Annotated in this window: 18 protein-coding genes and 1 pseudogene; 13 read left to right on the top strand and 6 right to left on the bottom strand. The window is 73.0% G+C overall.

Annotated features, from left to right (window positions below):
• Positions 1-163: 163 nt before the first annotated feature.
• Both DKT69_RS35090 and DKT69_RS35085 read right to left on the bottom strand, forming a co-directional pair.
• Entirely contained in the window at positions 164-574 is a 411-nt protein-coding gene (locus tag DKT69_RS35090) for a VOC family protein (RefSeq protein ID WP_109805667.1), read from the bottom strand.
• Between the two features lie 5 nt (positions 575-579).
• Positions 580-1,029 (bottom strand): helix-turn-helix transcriptional regulator, encoded by a 450-nt coding sequence (locus DKT69_RS35085; RefSeq protein ID WP_109805666.1) that lies wholly within the window; start codon positions 1,027-1,029, stop codon positions 580-582.
• Positions 1,030-1,285: 256 nt separating this feature from the next.
• Between DKT69_RS35085 and DKT69_RS35080 the strand changes: the two genes are divergently transcribed.
• The 3 genes from DKT69_RS35080 to DKT69_RS35070 all read left to right on the top strand — a co-directional run bounded on the left by DKT69_RS35080 (position 1,286) and on the right by DKT69_RS35070 (position 4,193).
• Positions 1,286-1,924: a TIGR04222 domain-containing membrane protein gene (locus DKT69_RS35080; RefSeq protein WP_236648590.1), complete on the top strand. Its 639-nt coding sequence runs from the start codon at positions 1,286-1,288 to the stop codon at positions 1,922-1,924.
• A 65-nt stretch (positions 1,925-1,989) separates the two neighbouring features.
• Positions 1,990-2,589: a GNAT family N-acetyltransferase gene (locus DKT69_RS35075; protein WP_236648589.1), complete on the top strand. Its 600-nt coding sequence runs from the start codon at positions 1,990-1,992 to the stop codon at positions 2,587-2,589.
• Positions 2,590-2,732: 143 nt separating this feature from the next.
• A complete protein-coding gene (locus tag DKT69_RS35070) occupies positions 2,733-4,193 on the top strand; it encodes a hypothetical protein (protein WP_236648588.1) in 1,461 nt (486 codons plus the stop codon).
• Positions 4,194-4,201: 8 nt separating this feature from the next.
• On the opposite strand, the gene DKT69_RS35065 is transcribed toward DKT69_RS35070, so the two are convergent.
• Together DKT69_RS35065 and DKT69_RS35060 are read right to left on the bottom strand one after the other, a co-directional pair.
• Positions 4,202-5,368 (bottom strand): mandelate racemase/muconate lactonizing enzyme family protein, encoded by a 1,167-nt coding sequence (locus DKT69_RS35065; protein ID WP_201750014.1) that lies wholly within the window; start codon positions 5,366-5,368, stop codon positions 4,202-4,204.
• A gap of 29 nt (positions 5,369-5,397) precedes the next feature.
• The gene (locus DKT69_RS35060) at positions 5,398-6,426 is read right to left on the bottom strand and encodes a LacI family DNA-binding transcriptional regulator (protein WP_109805665.1); all 1,029 of its coding nucleotides are present in this window, start codon (positions 6,424-6,426) and stop codon (positions 5,398-5,400) included.
• Between the two features lie 184 nt (positions 6,427-6,610).
• Between DKT69_RS35060 and DKT69_RS35055 the strand changes: the two genes are divergently transcribed.
• The 7 genes from DKT69_RS35055 to DKT69_RS35025 are packed head-to-tail and all read left to right on the top strand — an operon-like array spanning position 6,611 to position 13,628.
• Positions 6,611-7,489, top strand: coding sequence for an ABC transporter permease (locus tag DKT69_RS35055; RefSeq protein WP_109805664.1), 879 nt, complete (start codon positions 6,611-6,613; stop codon positions 7,487-7,489).
• A 16-nt stretch (positions 7,490-7,505) separates the two neighbouring features.
• On the top strand, positions 7,506-8,522 hold the full coding sequence (locus tag DKT69_RS35050; RefSeq protein WP_109805663.1) for an ABC transporter substrate-binding protein: 1,017 nt from the start codon (positions 7,506-7,508) through the stop codon (positions 8,520-8,522).
• A 5-nt stretch (positions 8,523-8,527) separates the two neighbouring features.
• A complete protein-coding gene (locus tag DKT69_RS35045) occupies positions 8,528-9,349 on the top strand; it encodes an ABC transporter ATP-binding protein (protein ID WP_236648587.1) in 822 nt (273 codons plus the stop codon).
• Positions 9,350-9,374: 25 nt separating this feature from the next.
• Entirely contained in the window at positions 9,375-10,526 is a 1,152-nt protein-coding gene (locus tag DKT69_RS35040) for a Gfo/Idh/MocA family protein (protein WP_109805661.1), read from the top strand.
• A complete protein-coding gene (locus DKT69_RS35035) occupies positions 10,523-11,686 on the top strand; it encodes a dihydrodipicolinate synthase family protein (RefSeq protein ID WP_109805660.1) in 1,164 nt (387 codons plus the stop codon). The genes DKT69_RS35040 and DKT69_RS35035 overlap by 4 nt, the downstream gene beginning before the upstream one ends.
• Positions 11,683-12,534, top strand: a complete 852-nt coding sequence (locus DKT69_RS35030) for a sugar phosphate isomerase/epimerase family protein (protein WP_109805659.1) — start codon at positions 11,683-11,685, stop codon at positions 12,532-12,534. Before DKT69_RS35035 ends, DKT69_RS35030 begins: the two co-directional genes overlap by 4 nt.
• On the top strand, positions 12,534-13,628 hold the full coding sequence (locus DKT69_RS35025; RefSeq protein ID WP_109805658.1) for a glycerate kinase: 1,095 nt from the start codon (positions 12,534-12,536) through the stop codon (positions 13,626-13,628). The genes DKT69_RS35030 and DKT69_RS35025 overlap by 1 nt, the downstream gene beginning before the upstream one ends.
• A 100-nt stretch (positions 13,629-13,728) precedes the next feature.
• On the opposite strand, the gene DKT69_RS35020 is transcribed toward DKT69_RS35025, so the two are convergent.
• Positions 13,729-15,831 carry a PQQ-dependent sugar dehydrogenase gene (locus DKT69_RS35020; RefSeq protein ID WP_236648581.1) on the bottom strand — a complete coding sequence of 701 codons (2,103 nt, stop codon included), beginning with the start codon at positions 15,829-15,831 and terminating at the stop codon, positions 13,729-13,731.
• Positions 15,832-15,869: 38 nt separating this feature from the next.
• Complete coding sequence (locus DKT69_RS35015) at positions 15,870-16,826, bottom strand: LamG-like jellyroll fold domain-containing protein (RefSeq protein WP_109805657.1); 957 nt, start codon at positions 16,824-16,826, stop codon at positions 15,870-15,872.
• Positions 16,827-17,107: 281 nt separating this feature from the next.
• Between DKT69_RS35015 and DKT69_RS35010 the strand changes: the two genes are divergently transcribed.
• The 3 genes and pseudogenes from DKT69_RS35010 to DKT69_RS40455 all read left to right on the top strand — a co-directional run.
• Positions 17,108-18,154: a LacI family DNA-binding transcriptional regulator gene (locus DKT69_RS35010; protein WP_109805656.1), complete on the top strand. Its 1,047-nt coding sequence runs from the start codon at positions 17,108-17,110 to the stop codon at positions 18,152-18,154.
• A 38-nt stretch (positions 18,155-18,192) separates the two neighbouring features.
• The gene (locus DKT69_RS35005) at positions 18,193-18,669 is read left to right on the top strand and encodes an HNH endonuclease (protein WP_109805655.1); all 477 of its coding nucleotides are present in this window, start codon (positions 18,193-18,195) and stop codon (positions 18,667-18,669) included.
• Between the two features lie 260 nt (positions 18,670-18,929).
• Positions 18,930-19,349 (top strand): annotated as a pseudogene (locus DKT69_RS40455) (hypothetical protein); the annotation flags it as partial.

The following is a 19,349-nucleotide window of genomic DNA, read 5'->3' as shown; positions in this document are numbered from 1 at the left end:
ACACCGGCCGGGGTCGCGCTCGGCGCAGGAACCAAGTATCCACGCCGCTTCGGCCCGCGCAGCCCCTGTGGCCTCGGCCACGCGGCGCGCCGGCCGGGGCGGCAGACCGACCAGCGGCCGTCACGCATCAGCTCGCAGGTCATGGCTGCGATGACCGGACGGCTCAGCGCAGCTCCTGGATGCGGATCAGGTTGCCCGCGGGGTCGCGGAAGGCGCAGTCGCGGATGCCGTACGGCTGCTCGATCGGCTCCTGGACGACCTCGGCGTCGCCGGCCTGCAGCTTGTCGAAGGTGCCGTCGAGGTCGCGGGTGGCCAGCAGGATCCAGCCGTAGGTGCCCTTGGCCATCATCTCGGCGATGGTGCGGCGCTCGTCGTCGGTGACGCCGGGGTCGGCGGCCGGCGGCGCCAGGAGGATGGACGTGTCGGGCTGGTCGGCGGGTCCGACCGTGATCCAGCGCATCTTGCCCTGTCCGACGTCGTTGCGGACCTCGAAGCCGAGGGTGTCGCGGTAGAAGGCCAGGGAGGCGTCCGGGTCGGTGTGCGGGAGGAAGCTGGTGTGAATGGTGATGTCCATGGCAGTCACGCTAGGTGCGGCTCGGCGGCCGGCGCTTCTCGATTCCTGATCGGTCTGGTCACCTGCTTCGCCACGCACGGCGGCATCCCCGCCGTCGCACGCGCCGCCTGGTCCCGATAGACGCTGGGCGGCACACCGACCAACTCGGTGAAACGAGTGCTGAAGGTGCCCAGCGACGCGCAGCCGACCGCAAAACAGACCTCGGTGACGCTGAGGTCACCACGACGCAGCAGCGCCATCGCGCGCTCGATGCGTCTCGTCATGAGATAGCCGTACGGCGACTCGCCGTAGGCGCGCCGGAACTCGCGGCTGAGGTGCCCGGCCGACATGTGCGCGCCGCGGGCGAGCGCCTCGACGTCCAGCGGCTGCGCGTACTCCCGGTCGATCCGGTCCCGGACGCGGCGCAGCCGGGCGAGGTCGCTCAGTCGCTGCGCCGCAGCAGGTCTGCTGGTCACCTGCCAGATCGTGCCACATAGGCGCCCCGAGTGTGCCGGCGACGAGGCCGGCCATCGTCAGAGGAGTCACACTTGTCGCCATGCTCTGGGGTGTCAGCGGTCCACTCTTCCTCCTCGACTATGTGGCGGCGGTCGCCGGGGCGCTGGCCGTCGCCCTGTCGATCAGAACGCTCACCGGCTGGCGTACCCGGGGGGAGCCGCTGACCACCGTCGAGCTGGCGTACCTCACCGGGCCGGGCTGGCCTGCCAGGTCGGCGTGGCGGCGCTGCGCCGGGCCGGCGCGGTACGCCGGGGTGAGCTGTCGACGCTGTCGGTCGACGGTCCACCCCCGGCCGGCTCGGCCCCGCTGGTCCGGGCCCTGCACGCCGCGCTGCGCAGGCCACAGACCTGGGCGGCCGTGCTCGCCGACCCCGCCGTGGGGCGGGCCCTGCGGCGGCTGGTCGGCCGGCTGGTGCGCGACGGCTGGCTGCTGACCCCGGCGCAGCGGCGGCGGATCGCGCTCGGCACCCTGCCGGTGTTCGCGGTGGCCGCGGTCGGGGTGACCCGGCTGCTCGACAGCGCGGTCGAGGGGCGTACGGCCGGCGGCCCCGCGTCGGTGGCCGGCCTGCTGCTCTGCTGCCTGGCCACGGCGTTGGCCGGCTGGTGGCTGTGTGAGGTGCCCGAGACCGGGTCGGCCGCCCGGCGGCTGCTGCGCCGGCACCGCCGCGCCCACGCCGACCTGAACCCGGAGCGCCGGCCGGCGTGGAGCGAGCGCGGCACGGACGAGCTGCTCACCGGGATGGCGCTGTTCGGACCCCGTCCGCTGCTCGCGGTCGACCCCCGGTTCGCCGAGTTGGTCGGCGTCGACGCCGAACGCACCCGGCCGGCCACCCGGGTGCCCGCCCGGCGTCGGTGATCCGGCCGCCGACGGTCGCGGCAGGCGGGTCCCGGGCGGCGCCGACGGCAGCCTAGAGTCGGCCCGTGCCGCTGCTCGTCGGACCCGCCGTGCCGCCCGGGTGGATGGCCGCGTCGCCGCAACCCCGGATCGCCGCCGAGGGCCTGCTGCTGCGGCCCTGGCAACCGGCGGACCGCCCCACCGTGGTGGCCGGTTACGCCGACCCGGCCATCCAGCGCTGGCACTGCCGATCGATGACCGACGGCGAGGCGGCGGACTGGATAGCCGCCTGGCCGGGCCGGTGGCGCGGCGAGACCGGCGCGGGTTGGGCGATCGTCGACGCCGACCGGGTGGTCGGGCAGCTCAGCCTGCGCCGGGTCGTCCTCGCCGAGGGCCTGGCGGAGGTGTCGTACTGGGTGCTGCCGGGCGCGCGCGGCCGGCGCGTCGCCCCGCGGGCGCTGGCCGCGCTCGCCGAATGGTGCTTCGGGACGCTGCGGCTGCACCGCTTGGAGCTGAGCCACTCGACGGCCAACCTCCCGTCGTGCCGGGTGGCGCAGCGCGCCGGCTTCGCCGCGGAAGGCACGAAACGCGGCGAGGGGTACCACGTCGACGGTTGGCACGACATGCACCTGCACGCCCGCCTCGCCAGCGACGAGGCGACCGGCGCGACCACGTCGACCGGGTGAGCGGCCGGCCGGCGGGCAGGTTACCGGTCGACGACGGTGCCGTCGGGGAGCCGCGGCGGGACGCCACGGTGCACACCACGACCGGATGCGGCAGAGTGGCAGCCGGCGTCCGCGCCGGGCGCCGGACGAGGAGGGCAGTGGCCGTGGAACGTACGACCGGGGTGGTGTTCCCCATGGCCGACGGCACGCGCAGCACGTCCGCGCTCGGCCGCGCCGTCGTCGCCGACGGCCTGCGCACCGTCGACCCGGTCGGCGCGCGGTCGGCCGAACACGAGACCAACTGGCGGCACGGCTACCTCGGACACTTCCGCCGCCTGGTCGAGGCGGGGCTGCTCTCCCGCGAGGCGGCGGTGACCGTCGCCCGCGACGGGCTCGCCTCCCTGCACGCCCGGATGCGGGTGGTCCCGGACGACGGCCCGGAGACCGCGCTGGACGAGGTCTTCACCGCCCCCGCCGCGCCGGCGTTGCACACGGCCACCGTCACCGGCACCGGCGCGGCCGAGCGGGAACTCTCCCTGCCCTACCGGGGGCAGCGGCTGCGCGGCGACGACCTGCGCCGCCGGCTCGACGCCTGGGTCACCGCCGGCGTCGTCGAACCGTCCTGCGCCGAGGCGGTACGCGCCGTCCTGGCCAACCCCGAGTGGCTCGACCTGCGTGACCAACGCGTGGTGGTGCTCGGGGCGGGCGCGGAGATGGGCCCGCTGCCGTCGGTGCTGCGCTGGGGTGGTGACGTCGTCGCGGTGGACCTGCCGCGTCCGGAGATCTGGCGGCGGCTGCTGCGCACCGCCCACCGGTACGCCGGACGCCTGCACCTGCCGGTTCGACCCGGCACCGCCGACGACGACCAGGCGCTCGCCGCCGGCGCCGGCGCGGACCTGCTGCACCGCCTCCCGCAGGCCGCCGAGTGGCTGCTCGGCCTCGACGGCCGGCTCGTGCTCGGCAACTACGTCTACGCCGACGGGGCGACCAACGTGCGGGTCGCCATGGCCGTCGACGCGCTCACCCGGCACCTGCAGCAGCAGCGCGCCGACGTGGCGCTGGCGTTCCTCGCCACCCCCACCGACGTGTTCGCCGTCCCCGCCGACGCGGTCCGTCACGCGGAACACGGCTACGCCGCCCGCGGCGTCGCCCGCCGGTCCCTGCGGGTGCTCTCCGGCGGTCGGCTGCTGCACCGCAACTACCCGCCGGGCGCCGACCCCGGGATCAACGACAGCCTGGTGCCGCAGCAGGGCCCGAACTACGCCCTGGCGAAGCGGTTGCAGCGGTGGCGGGCGACGGTGGCGCGGGACGCCGGGACCATGGTGTCGTTCAAGGTGGCCCCGCCGACGCGGACCCGGTCGGTGCTGCGCAACCGGGCGCTCGCCGCCGCGTACGCCGGCGCGCACCGGTTCGGCATCGAGGTGTTCGAACCCGCCACCAGCAACACGCTGATGGCCGCGCTGCTGGTGCACGACCTGCGCACCGGCGGCGGCCCGGCGCACGCCCACCCGTGGCAGGACGAGGCGTACGCCGCGGCGCACGGTGGGCTGTGGCGGGTGCCGTACGCCCCGCGCAGCGCCCTCGGCCTCGCCGTCCTGCTCGGTCTCGGGGCCGCACGCGGCTGACCGGCCGGCTACCTGTTCAGCACGTTCACGGCGAGGTCCCGCACCACCGACTCGTCGACGTCCACGCCGAGTCCGGGGCCGGTCGGTACCCGGGCGACCCCGTCGCCGACCTCGACGGTCGCGCCCGTGGCGTACGACGAGGTCACGAACTGGCGTCCGTTGAGGTCCACGGGCGTGTCGATGCCGTACGCCGAGAACAGGTGCAGCGAGGCGGCGAGGCCGAGGTCGGAGTCGGTGAGCCCGGATCCCATCAGCCGTACCCCGCTGTCCTCGGCGAGCGCGCAGAGCCGGCGCGACAGGGTCAGGCCGCCGCTGCGCTGCACCTTCGCGATGGCGACGTCCACCGCGTCCAGCTTGACGAAGGTGGCCAGGTCGCTGGGATGGCGCAGGCTCTCGTCGAGCGCCACCGGCACCGGCGACGCGTCCCGCAGCCGCCGCAGCCCGGCGATGTCGTTGGCGGGCAACGGCTGCTCGAACGTGGTGACGTCCAGGTCGGCCAGGCGGCGGGCCACCCGCAGGGCGGCGTCGACGGTGTACCCCTGGTTGGCGTCCACCCACAGCGCGGCGTCCGGCGCGGCGGCCCGGACCGCGCGCACCACGGCCACGTCCTCGGCCTCGGTGTGCAGCCCGACCTTCACCTTGAAGGCCCGGTATCCGAGGGCGTGTCCCTCCGCCACGCAGTCGGCGACCTCACCGGCGGTCTGCCCGGAGACGATCCAGCCCAACGCGATGGTCTCCCGGCGGCGCTGGCCCCACAGCATCCCGACCGGCACGCCGAGCGCCCGGCCGAGCAGGTCGTGCAGCGCGACGTCGACGGCGCACTTGGCCAGGGGCGCCCCGATGGTGAAGCCGCGGTTGACGGCCCGGTCGAAGGCGGTGGTCACCCCGTCGAGGTCCCAGCAGGGGCGGCCGAGGACCGCCGGCGCCAGGTAACGGTCGATGGTGGTGACGATGGATTCCGCGGTCTCGTAGGTCCAGGCCGGGATGGGTGTCGCCTCACCCCAGCCGGTGACGCCGTCGGCGCTGACCTTCACCAGGACGCGGATGCTGGGGGTGCCGGCGACCGCGACCGACCCGCCGGACACGCCGAAGGAGCGCACGGTGGGCAGGGCGACGGCGTACGTCTCGACGGAGTCGATCGTCAGTCCGGCCAGCACGGTGGCGGGAAGGGTCACGGAGCCGCCTTTCGGTGCGGAGGTCGTCGTCAGGTGAGCTTGGCGGTGCTGGCTCGGATGACCACCTCGCCGCCCATCCGGTGGATCCGGCGGCGCCGCCCGGTGTTCTCGGTGAGCGCGAGTTCCATCGCCTTCTCGCCGAGCTGCTGCAGCGGTAGCGCCACCGTAGTCAGCGGCGGGGTGAGGTCGCGGACGGCGGGGATGTCGTCGAAACCGGCGACGGACACGTCGTTCGGCACGGACAGGCCGTGGTCGCGCAGGGCGGCGCAGGCGCCGATGGCCATCACGTCGGTCAGCGCGAACACGCAGGTGGCCTCCAGCCCGCGGGCCAGCAGCTCGCTCATCGCGCCGTAGCCGCCGTCGCGGGTGAAGGGGCCCTCGACGATGTCGGTGACGGCCAGGGTCACGCCGGCCTTCTTGAGCTCGTCGCGGAACCCGCCGAGCCGGTCGGCGACCGTGGTCAGCATCGGGGGGCCGGTGAGGACCGCGAACCGGCGGTGTCCCAGTTCGAGCAGCGCGCGGGCCATGGCGGCGGCCCCGGCCCGGTTCTCCGGCAGGACGCTGTCGACGCGCAGGCTGCGGTGCCTGCTGACCACCGCGACGCGGCCTCCGCCGTCGAGGTAGGGCTTCAGCTCGGCTTCGAGGGCCCGTTCCCACCGGGGGTCCTCGAAGCCGGAACCGATGAGCAGGATGGCGGGGGCCCGCTCGGCGCGCAGCATCGACACGTATGCGATCTCGCGTTCCGGGTCGCGGAACGTGCTGGCCAGCATCACCAGCAGGTCGTTGTCCCCGGCGACCCGCATGACCCCGCCGGCCACGGCGGCGAAGTAGGGGTCGCTGACGTCGTGGCAGATGACGCCGACGGTGCGGTGGGAGGCGCCGGCGAGGGCCCGGGCGTGCGCGTTCGGCGTGTACGCCAGCTGCTCGGCCGCCGCCAGCACCCGGTCGCGCAGGTGCGGGGTCACCCGGGTGCCGTTGAGTGCCCGGGAGGCCGTGGCGAGCGAGACGTCGGCGGCTCTGGCCACGTCCTCCAACGTCACGTGCGTCCGTGGCTGCATCGAGTCTCCCCTGCGGAAGTTCTTGACCGGATTATTTCGGCGTGGTTACCGTAGCAGCCTGAAAGCGCTTACTGAAAGCGCATTCAGGGCCGGGCGGATCCCCCTCCCCGGCTCGCCGACGGCACGCGCCTACCCAGCGGCTGTGAACCCGGGATCGCCGGCCAGCCAGGGAGAACGGAGGGTCATGGCCGCGCAGAGCACCATCGAGCAACGGGAGCGGCCGGCTTCCCCCAGCGGTCCCACGTCGACCGCGCGCCGCCCGGCCGGGGCGGGGACGACCGTGGCCCGGTTCGTCCGCAAGACCTGGCGCCCGGCCGCCGTCCTCGTGGCGATCTTCGTCGTCTGGTGGGCGGTGACCGCCGCGAACCTCGTCAAGCCGTACCTGGTTCCCTCGCCCGGCAGGACGCTGGACGTCGTCCTGGCCCAGTCGGGCTACTTCGCGCACCACACCTGGATCACCAGCTATGAGACGGTGCTGGGCTTCGCGATCGCGATCGCGGTCGGTGTGCTGTCCGCCGTCGTCATGGTGTACTCCCCCACGATCGAGAAGAGTCTCTACCCCCTTCTGCTGTTCGCGCAGGTCATCCCGAAGATCGCCATCGCGCCGCTGTTCATCGTCTGGCTGGGCTTCGGGCTCACGCCGAAGATCGTCGTCGCGGTCCTGATGGCCTTCTTCCCCATCGTCATCTCGACGGTCACCGGCCTGAAGTCGATCGACCCCGAGATGCTGCAACTGTCGGCCACGATGGGCGCGGGTCCCGCCCAGACCTTCCGGAAGATCCGGTTCCCCGCCGCGCTGCCGCACCTGTTCGCCGGCCTCAAGGTCGCCGCGACGATGGCCGTCACCGGCGCGGTGGTGGGCGAGTTCGTCGGCGCCAACGAGGGCCTCGGCTACGTCATCCTCCAGGCCAACGGCAACCTCGACACCCCCATGCTCTTCGCCGGGCTGCTCATCATGTCGCTGCTCGGCGTGGTCCTGTTCGTGGTCGTGGAACTGCTCGAGTACTTCGTCCTTCCCTGGCACGCAAGCCGCCGTACCGACGCCGTTACGACGTCGCTCTGAATAGGAGAAACCTCGCATGAAGTTGCGCACCCTCGCCGCCGCGCTCATGCCGGCGCTGTTGCTGGTCGCCGCCGGCTGCGGCTCGGACTCGGGCGAGCAGGCCAAGAACGCCCAGGGCCTCGACAAGGTCACCCTGACTCTCAACTGGTACCCCTACGGTGAACACGCGCCGTTCTACTTCGGCAAGAAGCAGGGCATTTTCGCCAAGCACGGCATCGACCTGACCATCCAGGCCGGCCAGGGCTCGCAGAAGACCGTCCAGGCCACCGCCGCCGGTCAGACCGACTTCGGCTGGGCCGACACGCCCGCACTGCTGTCCGCCGTGAGCCAGGGGATGAACGTCAAGAGCGTCGGGGTGTTCCTCCAGACGACCCCGTCGTCGGTGCAGTTCTTCAGCGACAAGAACATCAGCTCGCCCGCCGACCTCAAGGGCAAGACCATCGCATCCACCGCCGGCGACGCGCTGAGCAAGACCTTCCCGGCCTTCCTCAAGGCCAACGGCATGAGCCCGACCGACGTCACCCTGCAGAACACCGACCCCGCCGGGAAGATGGCCGCCGTCATGTCGGGCAAGACCGACGCGCTGCTCGGCTTCGCCACCGACCAGGGGCCGACGATGCAGGAAAAGGCCGGCAAGCCGGTCTCCTACCTCAAGTTCGCCGAGCACGGCCTGACCTTCTACAGCAACGGCCTGCTCGCCTCGGGCGACACGATCAACGGCAAGAAGGACCTGGTCAAGCGGATGGTCGCGGCCAGCAGCGAGGCCTGGTCCGCCGCCCAGGGCAACCCGAGCGGCGCGGTGGAGGCCATGCAGGGCGCCTCGCAGCAGCTTCCCTCGACGAAGGTCCTCACCGACCAGTTCAACGCCACGCTCCAGCTGCTGCACACCGACGCCACCAAGGGCCAGGCCCCGGGCGTCAACGACGAGTCCGACTGGAACAAGACCATCGGCGTCTTCGCCGACGCCGGTGTCATCACCAAGGCGGAGTCGCCGGCGACCTACTGGGACGCGAGCTTCGCGCCGAAGGGATGACCTCGATGACGGTCGGAAACACCGCCATGCAGCGGCCCACGGACGCCACGGCGACCGGCGCCGCGGTCGACATCGACCAGGTCGCCGTCCGCTTCCACACCAAGAAGAAGGACGTCACGGCGCTCACCGACGTCTCGCTGCGCATCGAACCGGGCGAGTTCGTCTCGATCGTCGGCGCCTCCGGCTGCGGCAAGTCGACCCTGCTGAAGCTGGTGTCCGGCCTGCTGCGGCCCTCGTCCGGCCAGGTGCGGCTGCACGGCGAGGAGGTCCGGGGGCCGCGGCGCGACATCGGGTACGTCTTCCAGCGGGCCGCCCTGCTGGAGTGGCGCACGGCGCGGCGCAACATCCTGATCCAGGCCGAGATGCGCCGGATGCCGAAGACCCAGGCACGACAGCGCGTCGAGGAACTGATCGCGATGACCGGCCTGACCGGCTTCGAGGACGCGTACCCGAACGAGCTGTCCGGCGGGATGCAGCAGCGGGTGGCCCTGTGCCGCGCGCTGCTGCACCGCCCCCCGGTGCTGCTCATGGACGAGCCGTTCGGCGCGCTCGACGCGCTCACTCGCGAGCAGATGAACGTCGAGCTGCGCCGGATCTGGCGGGAGACCGGCACGACCGTGCTGCTGGTCACCCACTCCATCGCGGAGGCCGTCTACCTGGCCGACCGGGTGATCGTCATGACCCCTCGCCCCGGCACCGTCGCCGAGGTCATCAACGTCGACCTGCCGGTCGAGCGGGACTACGGGCAGACCATGGCCGCGCCGGAGTTCGCCCGCGCCACGGGCCGCATCCGGGATCTGCTCGGAGCGACGACGACCGCCGAATAACCACCGGACCTGGAAGGACACACACGTGGAGCGCACGTCTATCGGGATCATCCTCAACGGCGTGACCGGACGGATGGGATACCGGCAGCACCTCGTCCGGTCCCTGCTCGCCATCCGCGAGCAGGGCGGCCTGCCCGCCCGCGACGGCAGCCGCATCTGGCCCGAGCTGACCCTGGTGGGCCGCAACGAGGCCCGGCTCGCCGAGATCGCCGCCCGGCACGGGCTGACCTCGTACACGACGGACCTGGACGCCGCGCTCGCCGACGAGTCCCACCAGATCTACTTCGACGCCCAGGTCACCGGGCAGCGGGAGAAGGCCATCCGGGCGGCCATCGAGGCCGGCAAGCACATCTACACCGAGAAGCCCCTCGCCGAAGGGCTGACCGGTTCGCTGGAACTCGCCCGGCTCGCCGCCGCGAAGGGCGTCAAGAACGGCGTCGTGCAGGACAAGCTGTTCCTCCCCGGGCTGCGCAAGCTCAAGCGGCTGGTGGACAGCGGGTTCTTCGGCCGGATCCTGTCGGTACGCGGCGAGTTCGGCTACTGGGTGTTCGAGGGTGACTGGCAGACCGCCCAGCGGCCGAGCTGGAACTACCGGACCGAGGACGGCGGCGGCATCGTCGTCGACATGTTCCCGCACTGGCACTACGTGCTGGAGCAGATCTTCGCCCCGGTGACCGCCGTGACCGCGCACATCGCCACCCACATCCCCGAGCGCGTCGACGAGAACGGCCAGACCTACCGGGCGACCGCCGACGACGCCGCGTACGGCATCTTCGAGCTGGCCGGTGGCATCACCGCGCAGATCAACTCCTCCTGGGCGGTGCGGGTGTACCGGGACGAGCTGGTCGAGTTCCAGGTCGACGGCACCCACGGCAGCGCGGTCGCCGGCCTGCGCGACTGCCGCATCCAGCACCGCGGCGCCACGCCGATGCCGGTGTGGAACCCGGACCTGCCGGCCACCGAGGACTTCCGGTCCCAGTGGCAGACCGTCCCCGACAACGAGGACTTCGACAACGGCTTCAAGGTGCAGTGGGAGGCGTTCCTGCGGCACGTCGTCGAGGACGAGCCGTTCCCGTGGAACTTCCTCGCCGGCGTCCGCGGCGTGCAGCTCGCCGAGGCCGGCCTCCGCTCGGCCCGGGAGGGACGGCGGGTCGAGATCGAGGAGATCGGCCTGTGACCGCCAGCATCTCCCTGCCCGGCGCGGACGGCGCCACCGAGCGGCTGACGCTGCGCGAGCCCGCCGGTTGGCAGCGGCCCGCGGCGCCGGCGAGCAGCCGGATCGCGTACGCGGCCGCGCACGTCGTCGCCGACCCGTACGCCGACAACGCCCCCGGCCGGCCCGCCCGGCTGGACTGGGACGCCACCCTCGGCGTACGGCGCAACCTCTGGTCGTGGGGGCTCGGCGTCGCCGAGGCGATGGACACCGCGCAGCGCGGGATGGGGCTCGACTGGGCGGCCACCCGGGAGCTGATCCGGCGCAGCGCCGCCGAGGCCGCCGCGTGCGGCGGGCGGATCGTCGCCGGGGCGGCCACCGACCAGCTGACCGGCGTGCCGCGCAGCCTGGACGAGGTGGTCGCCGCGTACACCGAGCAGGTCGCCTTCGTGCAGGAGTGCGGCGCGACCACGGTCGTCATGGCCAGCCGGCAGCTCGCCGCCCTGGCCACCGGCGCGGACGACTACCTGCGCGTCTACGATCAGGTGCTGTCGCAGACCACGGCGCCCGTGGTGCTGCACTGGCTCGGCGACATGTTCGACCCAGCGCTCGCCGGGTACTGGGGCTCGGCCGACCTCGACGCGGCGACCAAGACCTTCGTGTCGCTGGTGCAGACCCACGCCGACGTCGTCGACGGCGTCAAGGTGTCGCTGCTCGACGCCGACCGCGAGGTCCGGCTGCGCGAGCTGCTGCCGGCGGCCGTCCGCGTCTACACCGGCGACGACTACCACTATCCGGAGCTGATCGCGGGCGACGACCGGCGGTTCAGCCACGCGCTGCTCGGCGCGTTCGCGGCGGTCGCGCCGGCCGCGTCGGCGGCGCTGCAGCGCCTCGACGCCGGCGACCGGGCGGGCTTCCGGGAGATCCTGGACCCCACCGTGCCGCTGTCGCGGCACGTCTTCGCCCCGCCGACGCAGTACTACAAGACCGGCATCGCGTTCCTGTCCTGGCTCAACGGCTTCCAGCCCGGGTTCACCATGGTCGGCGGGCTGCACAGCGGCCGCAGCGTGCCGCACCTGGTGCAGGCGTTCCGCCTCGCCGACGCCGCCGGCCTGCTGCTCGACCCCGACCTGGCGGTCGAGCGGATGCGCCGGTACCTGTCGGTCGCCGGGGTGACCGCGTGACCGCCGCGCCGCCGGCGGTCGACCCCCGCCTGGCGCACCTCTCGCTCAACCAGCGCACCACGAAGTCGTGGTCGGTACGCGAGGCCGTCGAGGGCTGCGTCCGCGCCGGCATCCCGGCGATCGGGCTGTGGCGCGAACCGGTGGCCGAGATCGGCGTCGCCCGGGCCGCGAAGATCGTCGCCGACGCCGGGATGCGGGTGTCCTCGCTGTGCCGCGGCGGGTTCCTCACCGCCACCGGCGAGGCCGGCCGCGCGGCGTTGGACGACAACCGGCGCGCCGTCGACGAGGCGGCCGGCCTGGGCACGGACTGCCTCGTCATGGTGGTCGGCGGCCTGCCGGCCGGCTCCCGCGACCTGCGCGGCGCCCGTCAGCGGGTCGCCGACGCGCTGGCTGAGCTGGCCCCGTACGCCGGGGAGCGCGGCGTACGGCTGGCCCTGGAACCGCTGCACCCCATGTACTGCGCCGACCGGGCGGTCCTGTCGACCCTGGGGCAGGCGCTCGACCTCGCCGAGCAGTTCCCGGTCGACCAGGTCGGGGTCGTCGTCGACACGTTCCACATCTGGTGGGACCCCGACGTGTGGCGGCAGATCGAGCGGGCGGGTGAGCGGATCGCCAGCTACCAGGTGTGCGACTTCCTCACCCCGCTCCCGGCCGACGTGCTGCTCGGCCGGGGCATGATGGGCGACGGGCACATCGACTTCCCGCCGTTCACCCGCGCGGTCGCCGAGGCCGGCTACTGCGGCGACACCGAGGTGGAGATCTTCAACGCCGAGGTGTGGGCCACCGACCCGGACCAGGTGCTGGCCACGATGAAGGACCGGTACCTCCAGCTCGTCCTCGCGGACTGATGCGCGTCCTCGTCGCGCCCGACTCGTTCAAGGGCAGCCTGGCCGCCGACGACGCCGCCCGCGCGCTGGCGCGGGGCTGGCTCGCCCGGCGGCCGGGCGACGAGGTACGCCTGCTCCCCCTCGCCGACGGCGGCGAGGGAACCGTCGACGCGTTCGCCGCCGCCCGGCCCGACGGCGAACGCAGGACGGTGACCGTGCCCGGCCCGGACGGCCGGCCCGTCGCCGCCGGGTGGCTGCTGCTGCCCGACGGGACGGCCGTGCTCGAACTCGCCCAGTCCAGCGGGCTGCCGCTGCTGCGCCCCCCGGATCCGCTGGGCGCGCACACGTACGGGCTCGGCGCGGTCGCGCGCGCGGCCCTCGCCGCCGGTGCCAGCCGTCTCGTCATCGGGCTCGGCGGCTCGGCGTCGACCGACGCCGGGACGGGCGCCCTGCGTGCCCTGGGCCTGCGACTGCGCGACGCGTGGGGCCGGGACCTGCCGCTCGGCGGCGGGGCGCTGGTCAACCTGGCCCGCGTCGACACCGGCGGCCTGCTCCCGCCGCCGCCCGGCGGGACGCAACTGTTGGTCGACGTGACGGCGCCGCTGGCCGGGCCGACCGGGGCCGCGGCCACGTACGGCCCGCAGAAGGGCGCACGGCCGACCGACATCGGGCTGCTGGACCGGGCCCTGCTCCGGTTCGCCGAGCTGACCGGCGGCGACCCCGACCAGCCGGGCGCCGGCGCGGCCGGCGGCACCTCCTACGGCCTGGCCACCCTCTGGGGTGCCCGGATCATGCCGGGGGCCCGGACGATCGCCGCCCTGGTCGGACTGGCGGACGCCCTCGCCCGCGCCGATGTCGTCATCACCGGCGAGGGGCACTTCGACCGGACCTCACTGACCGGCAAGGTCGTGGGCTCGCTGCTGGACCAGGCCGACGCGGCCGGGGTGCCGGTCGGCGTGGCCGCCGGCCAGGTGACCGGCCCGGTGCCCGGCTCCGTCGCCCAGGCTGTCGCACTCGTCGACCTGGCCGGATCGGTGGCGGCCGCGTTGGGCGATCCGACGACCTGGCTGATCGAGGCCGGCAGCGTCATGGCACAGCGCCTCGGCGGCAGCTGACGGCCCGCCCCTGTCGGGGAACCGCTCTCGGGGACCCGGGCGGCTTCCGACACGGCGGTGGGGGACGACGCCTGGCCGGCGCCGTCCCCCACCGGGTGGTTCAGGCCGGCGTCCCCTGCACCGTGAGGTGACGCAGGCGGCCGACGTTGTCGAAGGAGCCGAAGCCCACCCGACCCGAGCCGAACGTGGTGTCCTTCGCGGTCATCAGCGGATCGTTGCTCCCGTCGACGTACACCGCGATCTCCCCGGTGGCCGGCAGGTGCACGACCCGCACCTTGTGCCAGTCGGCGTCGGTGATCGCCGGGTTCGCCCCGCGCGACCGCCCGTTCCACTGGACCTCGATGCGTTCCCGGTCGGCGTTGTTCACCTTGAAGATGCCGTTGTGCGGGTAGATCGTGTTGTCGGTCGACAGGTGGGCGTAGTAGAACTGCGTGTCCGACTGCCAACCGAAGACGATGATGACGTCCCGGTTGGTGACCTCCACCGGCGTGTCGAGCCGGACCCGGGCCTCGATCTCGACCGACGACCAGACCGGCCCGGCGGTCAGCACGGCGTACTCGAACGGCCGGCGCGGACCCGGCCGGCTGGCGCCGGCCTCGGCGAGGATCACCTCGTCGCCGTCGAACTGCCACTTCGACGGCGTCACCGGCGCCCAGTTCTCCGCACCGCCGGTGTGGACCAGCTTGGTGTCGCCGACGTCGCCGTCCGCCACCGTCCTGGTGCCGACCACCTTCCAGATCTTCCCGTTGGCCTTGGCGAGGATGTAGAGCTCGCCCGCCGCGTCGGTGCCGAAGCGCAGGTCGACCCGGTTGGGGTCGCCCGGCGCGCCGGGCGCGGAGAGGTCCTGCATCCGGACCGGCGCACCCGCCGCGGTGAACAGGGCCAGCCGGTGGATCGTGGCGAGCCCCTGACCGCGGCGCATCTCGTGCGCCTCGGTGTAGAGGATGCGGCCGTCGACGAGGTCACCGAAGACGTACTTGCCCTGCAGGGCCGGCAGCTCGTGCCCGCGGTAGACGAACCCGCCGGCCACCGCGACACCGACGTCCGAGGTGCAGTTCCACCCGGGCGCGGGATCGTGGTCGTACGCGGCCACCGGGTAGGTGTAGCCGTACTTCTCGTCGTCGGCGGGCAGCGGGTAGAGCTTGTCGCAGGGGTTCGTGGCCGTCTTGTCGAAGACGAACGAGCCCTCACGCTCGCTCCAGCCGAAGTTGTCGCCGGCCCGGACCTCGTAGATCGACTCGACGGCGTGCTCGCCGATGTGGCCCAGGTACATCCGGCCGGTGGCCCGGTCCCAGCTGAACCGGTGCGGGTCGCGGAAGCCGACGGCGTAGATCTCGCCGAGCGCGCCGGCCTGCCCCACGAACGGGTTGGCCGCCGGGATGCCGTACCGGCCGTTGGGCGAGTTGCTGCCCTGCGGGTCGATACGCAGCAGCTTGCCGTACGGCATGCCCATGTTCTGCGGGTCGGTGTTGCGCGCGCCCTGCCCGCCGTCGCCGACCGCCAGGTACAGCAGCCCGTAGTCGCTCTCGTGCGGCTTCGCGGTCGGGTCGAAGTTGATCTCCTGGATGCCGTGGATCTGGCCGCCGAACCCGATGCGCAGGACCTCCCGGTGAGTGCCGGAGAAGGTGTCCGCGGCCGGGTCGATCGCCGTCCACTCGGTGATGACGCCCTGGTAGATGGTGTTCGGCTGGGCGTAGTCCGGGGTCCTCGTGGCGAGGGACGCCTGCTCGGTGTGGATGGTGTAGAACCGGCCGTTGCGGCCGAAGTCCGGGTGGAACGCGACGTACCCGAAGCCTTGGCCGAGACCGCGGCCGGAGAAGAACTGCGGCGCGAACGTCGCGGCCACGTCCAGGTAGACGTGCGGCACGCCGTTCTCGACGAGGTAGAGGTTGCCGTTGAGGTCCGGTACCGCGCGGCGACCGGAGCCGTCGGGCAGTTCGGTGATGGTGTTGATCCGGGCCTTCCGCATCAGCCGCTGGTCGACCGGGGCCGGGTTGGGCGACGACTGCGGGAAGCTGGCGTACCCCTGCAGGACCAGGCCCAGCCGGGACTGGGTCGGCATCTCGGGAATCGGGTCGTAGATCGCCCCGGCGGCCCGGGCGGGCGCCGCGACCAGGGTGGACAGGACGAGGGTGGCGGCAGTGACTCCGGCCGTCAGCGCGGCTCTACGGAGCCTGCCGGTGCTGCCAGCGCGAATGAACACGCGGGTTCTCCTTCTCGGTGGGACGGTGCCGAGGATGGTCAGCGGGCCATGTAGCGGTACTGCTTGGCGATGTCGCCCGCCGGGATCACGCTGTCGAGGAACATGAGGGCGTCCATGCGGCAGTCGCACGGGTTCCGCTCCAGCGTGTTCTGCGGGAAGCTCCCGCCGATCTTGATGCCGCGCGGGTCGGAGGCGGTGGTGACGTGCGGGCCGGGCCCCGACACCTGCCACGGGTCGTCGTTGCGCGTGTAGAAGCCGTCGACCGGCTCACCGTTGCGGTAGAGCGCCATGGTGCCGGTGGTGAAGTCGTAGGTGGCGGCGAGGTGCACCCACTCGCCCTTGGGCAGCAGGGTCCGCCAGTCCTCGCTCGCGGCGAACGTCTGCGAGTTGCCGCCGTCGAGGCGCCGGCCGAGGGCGACCAGTCGCAGCTCGCCGTTGACGTCGATGAGCTCGAGCAGGGCCCGCACGCCGTGGCCGTCGGAGTCGCCGGTCAGCACGCCGGCCAACCCGATGGCGTTGAACCGGTCGGTGGGGTTGGCGGTGGTGGAGTTGAGCGCCGGGCCGTCCATCTCCCGCTTGAACCAGCCCATCACGGTCGTACCCTCGGCGCCGCTGAACGCGCGCAGCGTCCGTACGCCGCTGGCCGACCAGGTCCCGGCCTTCCAGTCGTCGTTGCCGGTCACCTCGGGGTTGACCTGCCGGGTCTGCAACGCGTTGCCGCTGCCCTTGTACGCCTGGTCGGGCACCCGCATGGCCGAGCCACCGTTGATCAGCTCGATCTCGGTGCCGGAGCGGCCCTGGTCGCGCTCGAGCGCGACGTCGCCCTCCACGGGGTGGTCGAAGTCGTAGAAGGCGACCAGGTGCGAGCGCAGGGCCGGGTGGACGTCGTGCGGGCGGTCCCGGTCCGCCTGGGCGGGACTCGCCCCGGCGGCCGCCGTCAGGCCGGCCGCCAGCAGGGCGGCGGTGGCGACGGCGAGCCGTCTCGGTCTTCTCATGGGAGGTGTTCCCTTCGTCGGTGCGCGGTGGCGGGCACTTTCGGAAGCGCTGGCGTGCGGCGTGCGAACCGGGTTCGTGCCGCTGGAGTTGGGATCACGTCTGGACAGGACGGATGGCTGTCCACACCGGCGGACGGCCGAGGTCAGGTCGGCGAGTGCCGGCCGGGCAGCTGCTTCACCACGAGTACGTAAGCGCTTACGTAAGCGCTTTCGTAGCCTATGCTGTGCCTTGCGCCACAGGCAAGAGCGCGGTGCGGATCGATGTCCCCTAGGAGTTGCGGATGCCCAAGCCCGGTCCCCGGCTGCGCCTCATCGACGTGGCCGAGCGTGCCGGCGTGTCGCTGGCCACCGCCTCCCGAGCCCTGTCCGGCCGCGACGGTGTCAGCGAAGAGGTCGCCCGCCGCGTCCGGCAGATCTCCCGGGAACTCGGATACGTCGCCAACCCCTACGCCCGCACCCTCGCCGGCGGCGCCAGCTCCACGGTGGGCCTGATCGTCCACCAGGTCGACGACCCGTACTTCTCGGAGATCGCCAGCGGCGTCATCGAGGTCGCCGCCGAGGAGGGCCTGCTCGTCCAGATCTCGCACTCCGGCCGCGACCCCGACTACGAGCTCCGCCAGCTCCGGCACCTCATCGCGCAGCGGGTGGGGATCATCCTGATCGCCGGCTCCGGCTACGACGACCCGCGCATCGAGGCCGAGGCGCGGACCGAACTGTCGGCCTTCCAGAAGCTCGGGGGGCGGGTCGCCGTCATCGGACGGCACTCGCTCGGGGTCGACGCGGTGATGCCGGACAACGAGGCCGGCGGACGCGCGCTCGCCACGCATCTGCTGGAGCTCGGCCACCGGCGGATCGCAGTCGCCGCGGGCACCGCGGGACTCACCACAGTGGCCGACCGGCTCGCCGGGGTGTCCGCCGCGCTGCGCCAGCGCGACCTCTCCCTCGACGGCCTCCCCGTCGTCCACTGCGATTTCACCCGCGACGGCGGCCGAGTGGCCGCCGAGCAGATCCTGCGCGACCACCCCGAGACCACCGCGATCATCGCGCTCAACGACGCGATGGCCATCGGGGTGCTGTCGACGCTGCGAGCCCACCGCATCCCCGTACCCGACCGGATCTCCGTCGTCGGCTTCGACGACGTGTCCGTGGCCGCCGACCTCGCGCCGAGCCTGACGACCGTACGACTGCCGATGACCGACATGGGCCGGATGGCGCTCACCCTCGCCCTCAAACCCCGCTCGGTGCGCCCCCGCCGTCGCCCCACCGGCCACACCCTGGTCGTACGCGACTCGACCGGTCCCGCTCTGCGGCTCCCCGCGGGCGGCTGAACCCGGGCGGCGGACGGCAGGCCGCGTACAGTGACGCGATGCTGTCGAGGGTGCCCGGCCTGTCCCGGCATTTCACCGAGGAGAGCCTGCGCTCCCACCTGGTCGACCGCTCGGTACGCCGCGACGACGGCTGCCTGATCGTGCGCGGGTACGGCGCCCGCCGCGGTGTCCACCAGAAGGTCGCCGGCCGGGCGTGGGCGCACATCGCCGCGTACGTGGTCTTCGTCGGCGGCTACGACCCGGCGCTGGACGTCGACCACCGCTGCGCCAGCCTGGACTGCATCGAGCCCACCCACCTGCGTCAGGCCACCCGGGCGGAGAGCTGCCGGGGCCGGCGGCAGGAACCGCGGTGCCGCAACGGTCACGAGCGGGAGATCGACGAGGCGACGGGGCGCTACCGCCGGGTGTGCCGGCTGTGCAACCGGGAGGCCCAGCGGCGCTGGCGGGAACATCGGGCCGCCGAGATCGTCACCGCGAGAGCGACGCACGGCCGCGGCCTGTCGGTATCCGCCTGAGATCCCGACGTGGCGAACCCTTGTCGCTCTTCATCCTGTTTCATTACTCAACGCCTTGTCGTCCTGTCTGGTGCTCTCTGGGGTATCTTTCCGGATATGCGAATGGTGAGACATTCGCCGAGCACCTGTGTCTGGGATCAGGACATACCCGGACAAGCTCCTCATAACCACGACCGGTGGCTCTTGACATGTCGTTCGATAGGTTGCCCGATCGCCCACAGCGCACACCGCCGATCGTCCTGTCCCGACCCGGTCAACCGGTGTTCGTCGACGTCACCGGCAACCGTCGCCGGCGGATCCGACGCGCGGGCATGCTGGTCGCAGTCGCCTCGCTGAGCTACCTCCCCATGGCCGCGGGCGCCCTGCTCCCCGGCCCGTCCGCGCCGAAGCAGCCCCGTCCGCTCTCCGTCGGCGGCGCCCCGGGCGACGGGACCGGAGACCAACCGGTCACGGCACCGTCGCCGCTCGACGGTCCGTCTCCGCGCGTCGTCCCGGAACCGCAGGACACCGTGGACACCCCGCAGTTCCCGGCCGCCCCGGAACCGCTCCGGAGTGGTGCGCCGGCCACGACCGCGCCGCCGATCCACCCGCCCGTTCCCGCGTACGGCCGCTCGCCCGGCAGCCGACCGTCCACCGCACCACCGATCCGGACCACTCGGCCTGCCCCGCCGCCGCAGGCC

It is taken from the genome of Micromonospora sicca (assembly GCF_003172935.1).
GTDB lineage: Bacteria > Actinomycetota > Actinomycetes > Mycobacteriales > Micromonosporaceae > Micromonospora > Micromonospora sicca.
This window is presented reverse-complemented; position numbering and strand designations above follow the sequence as displayed.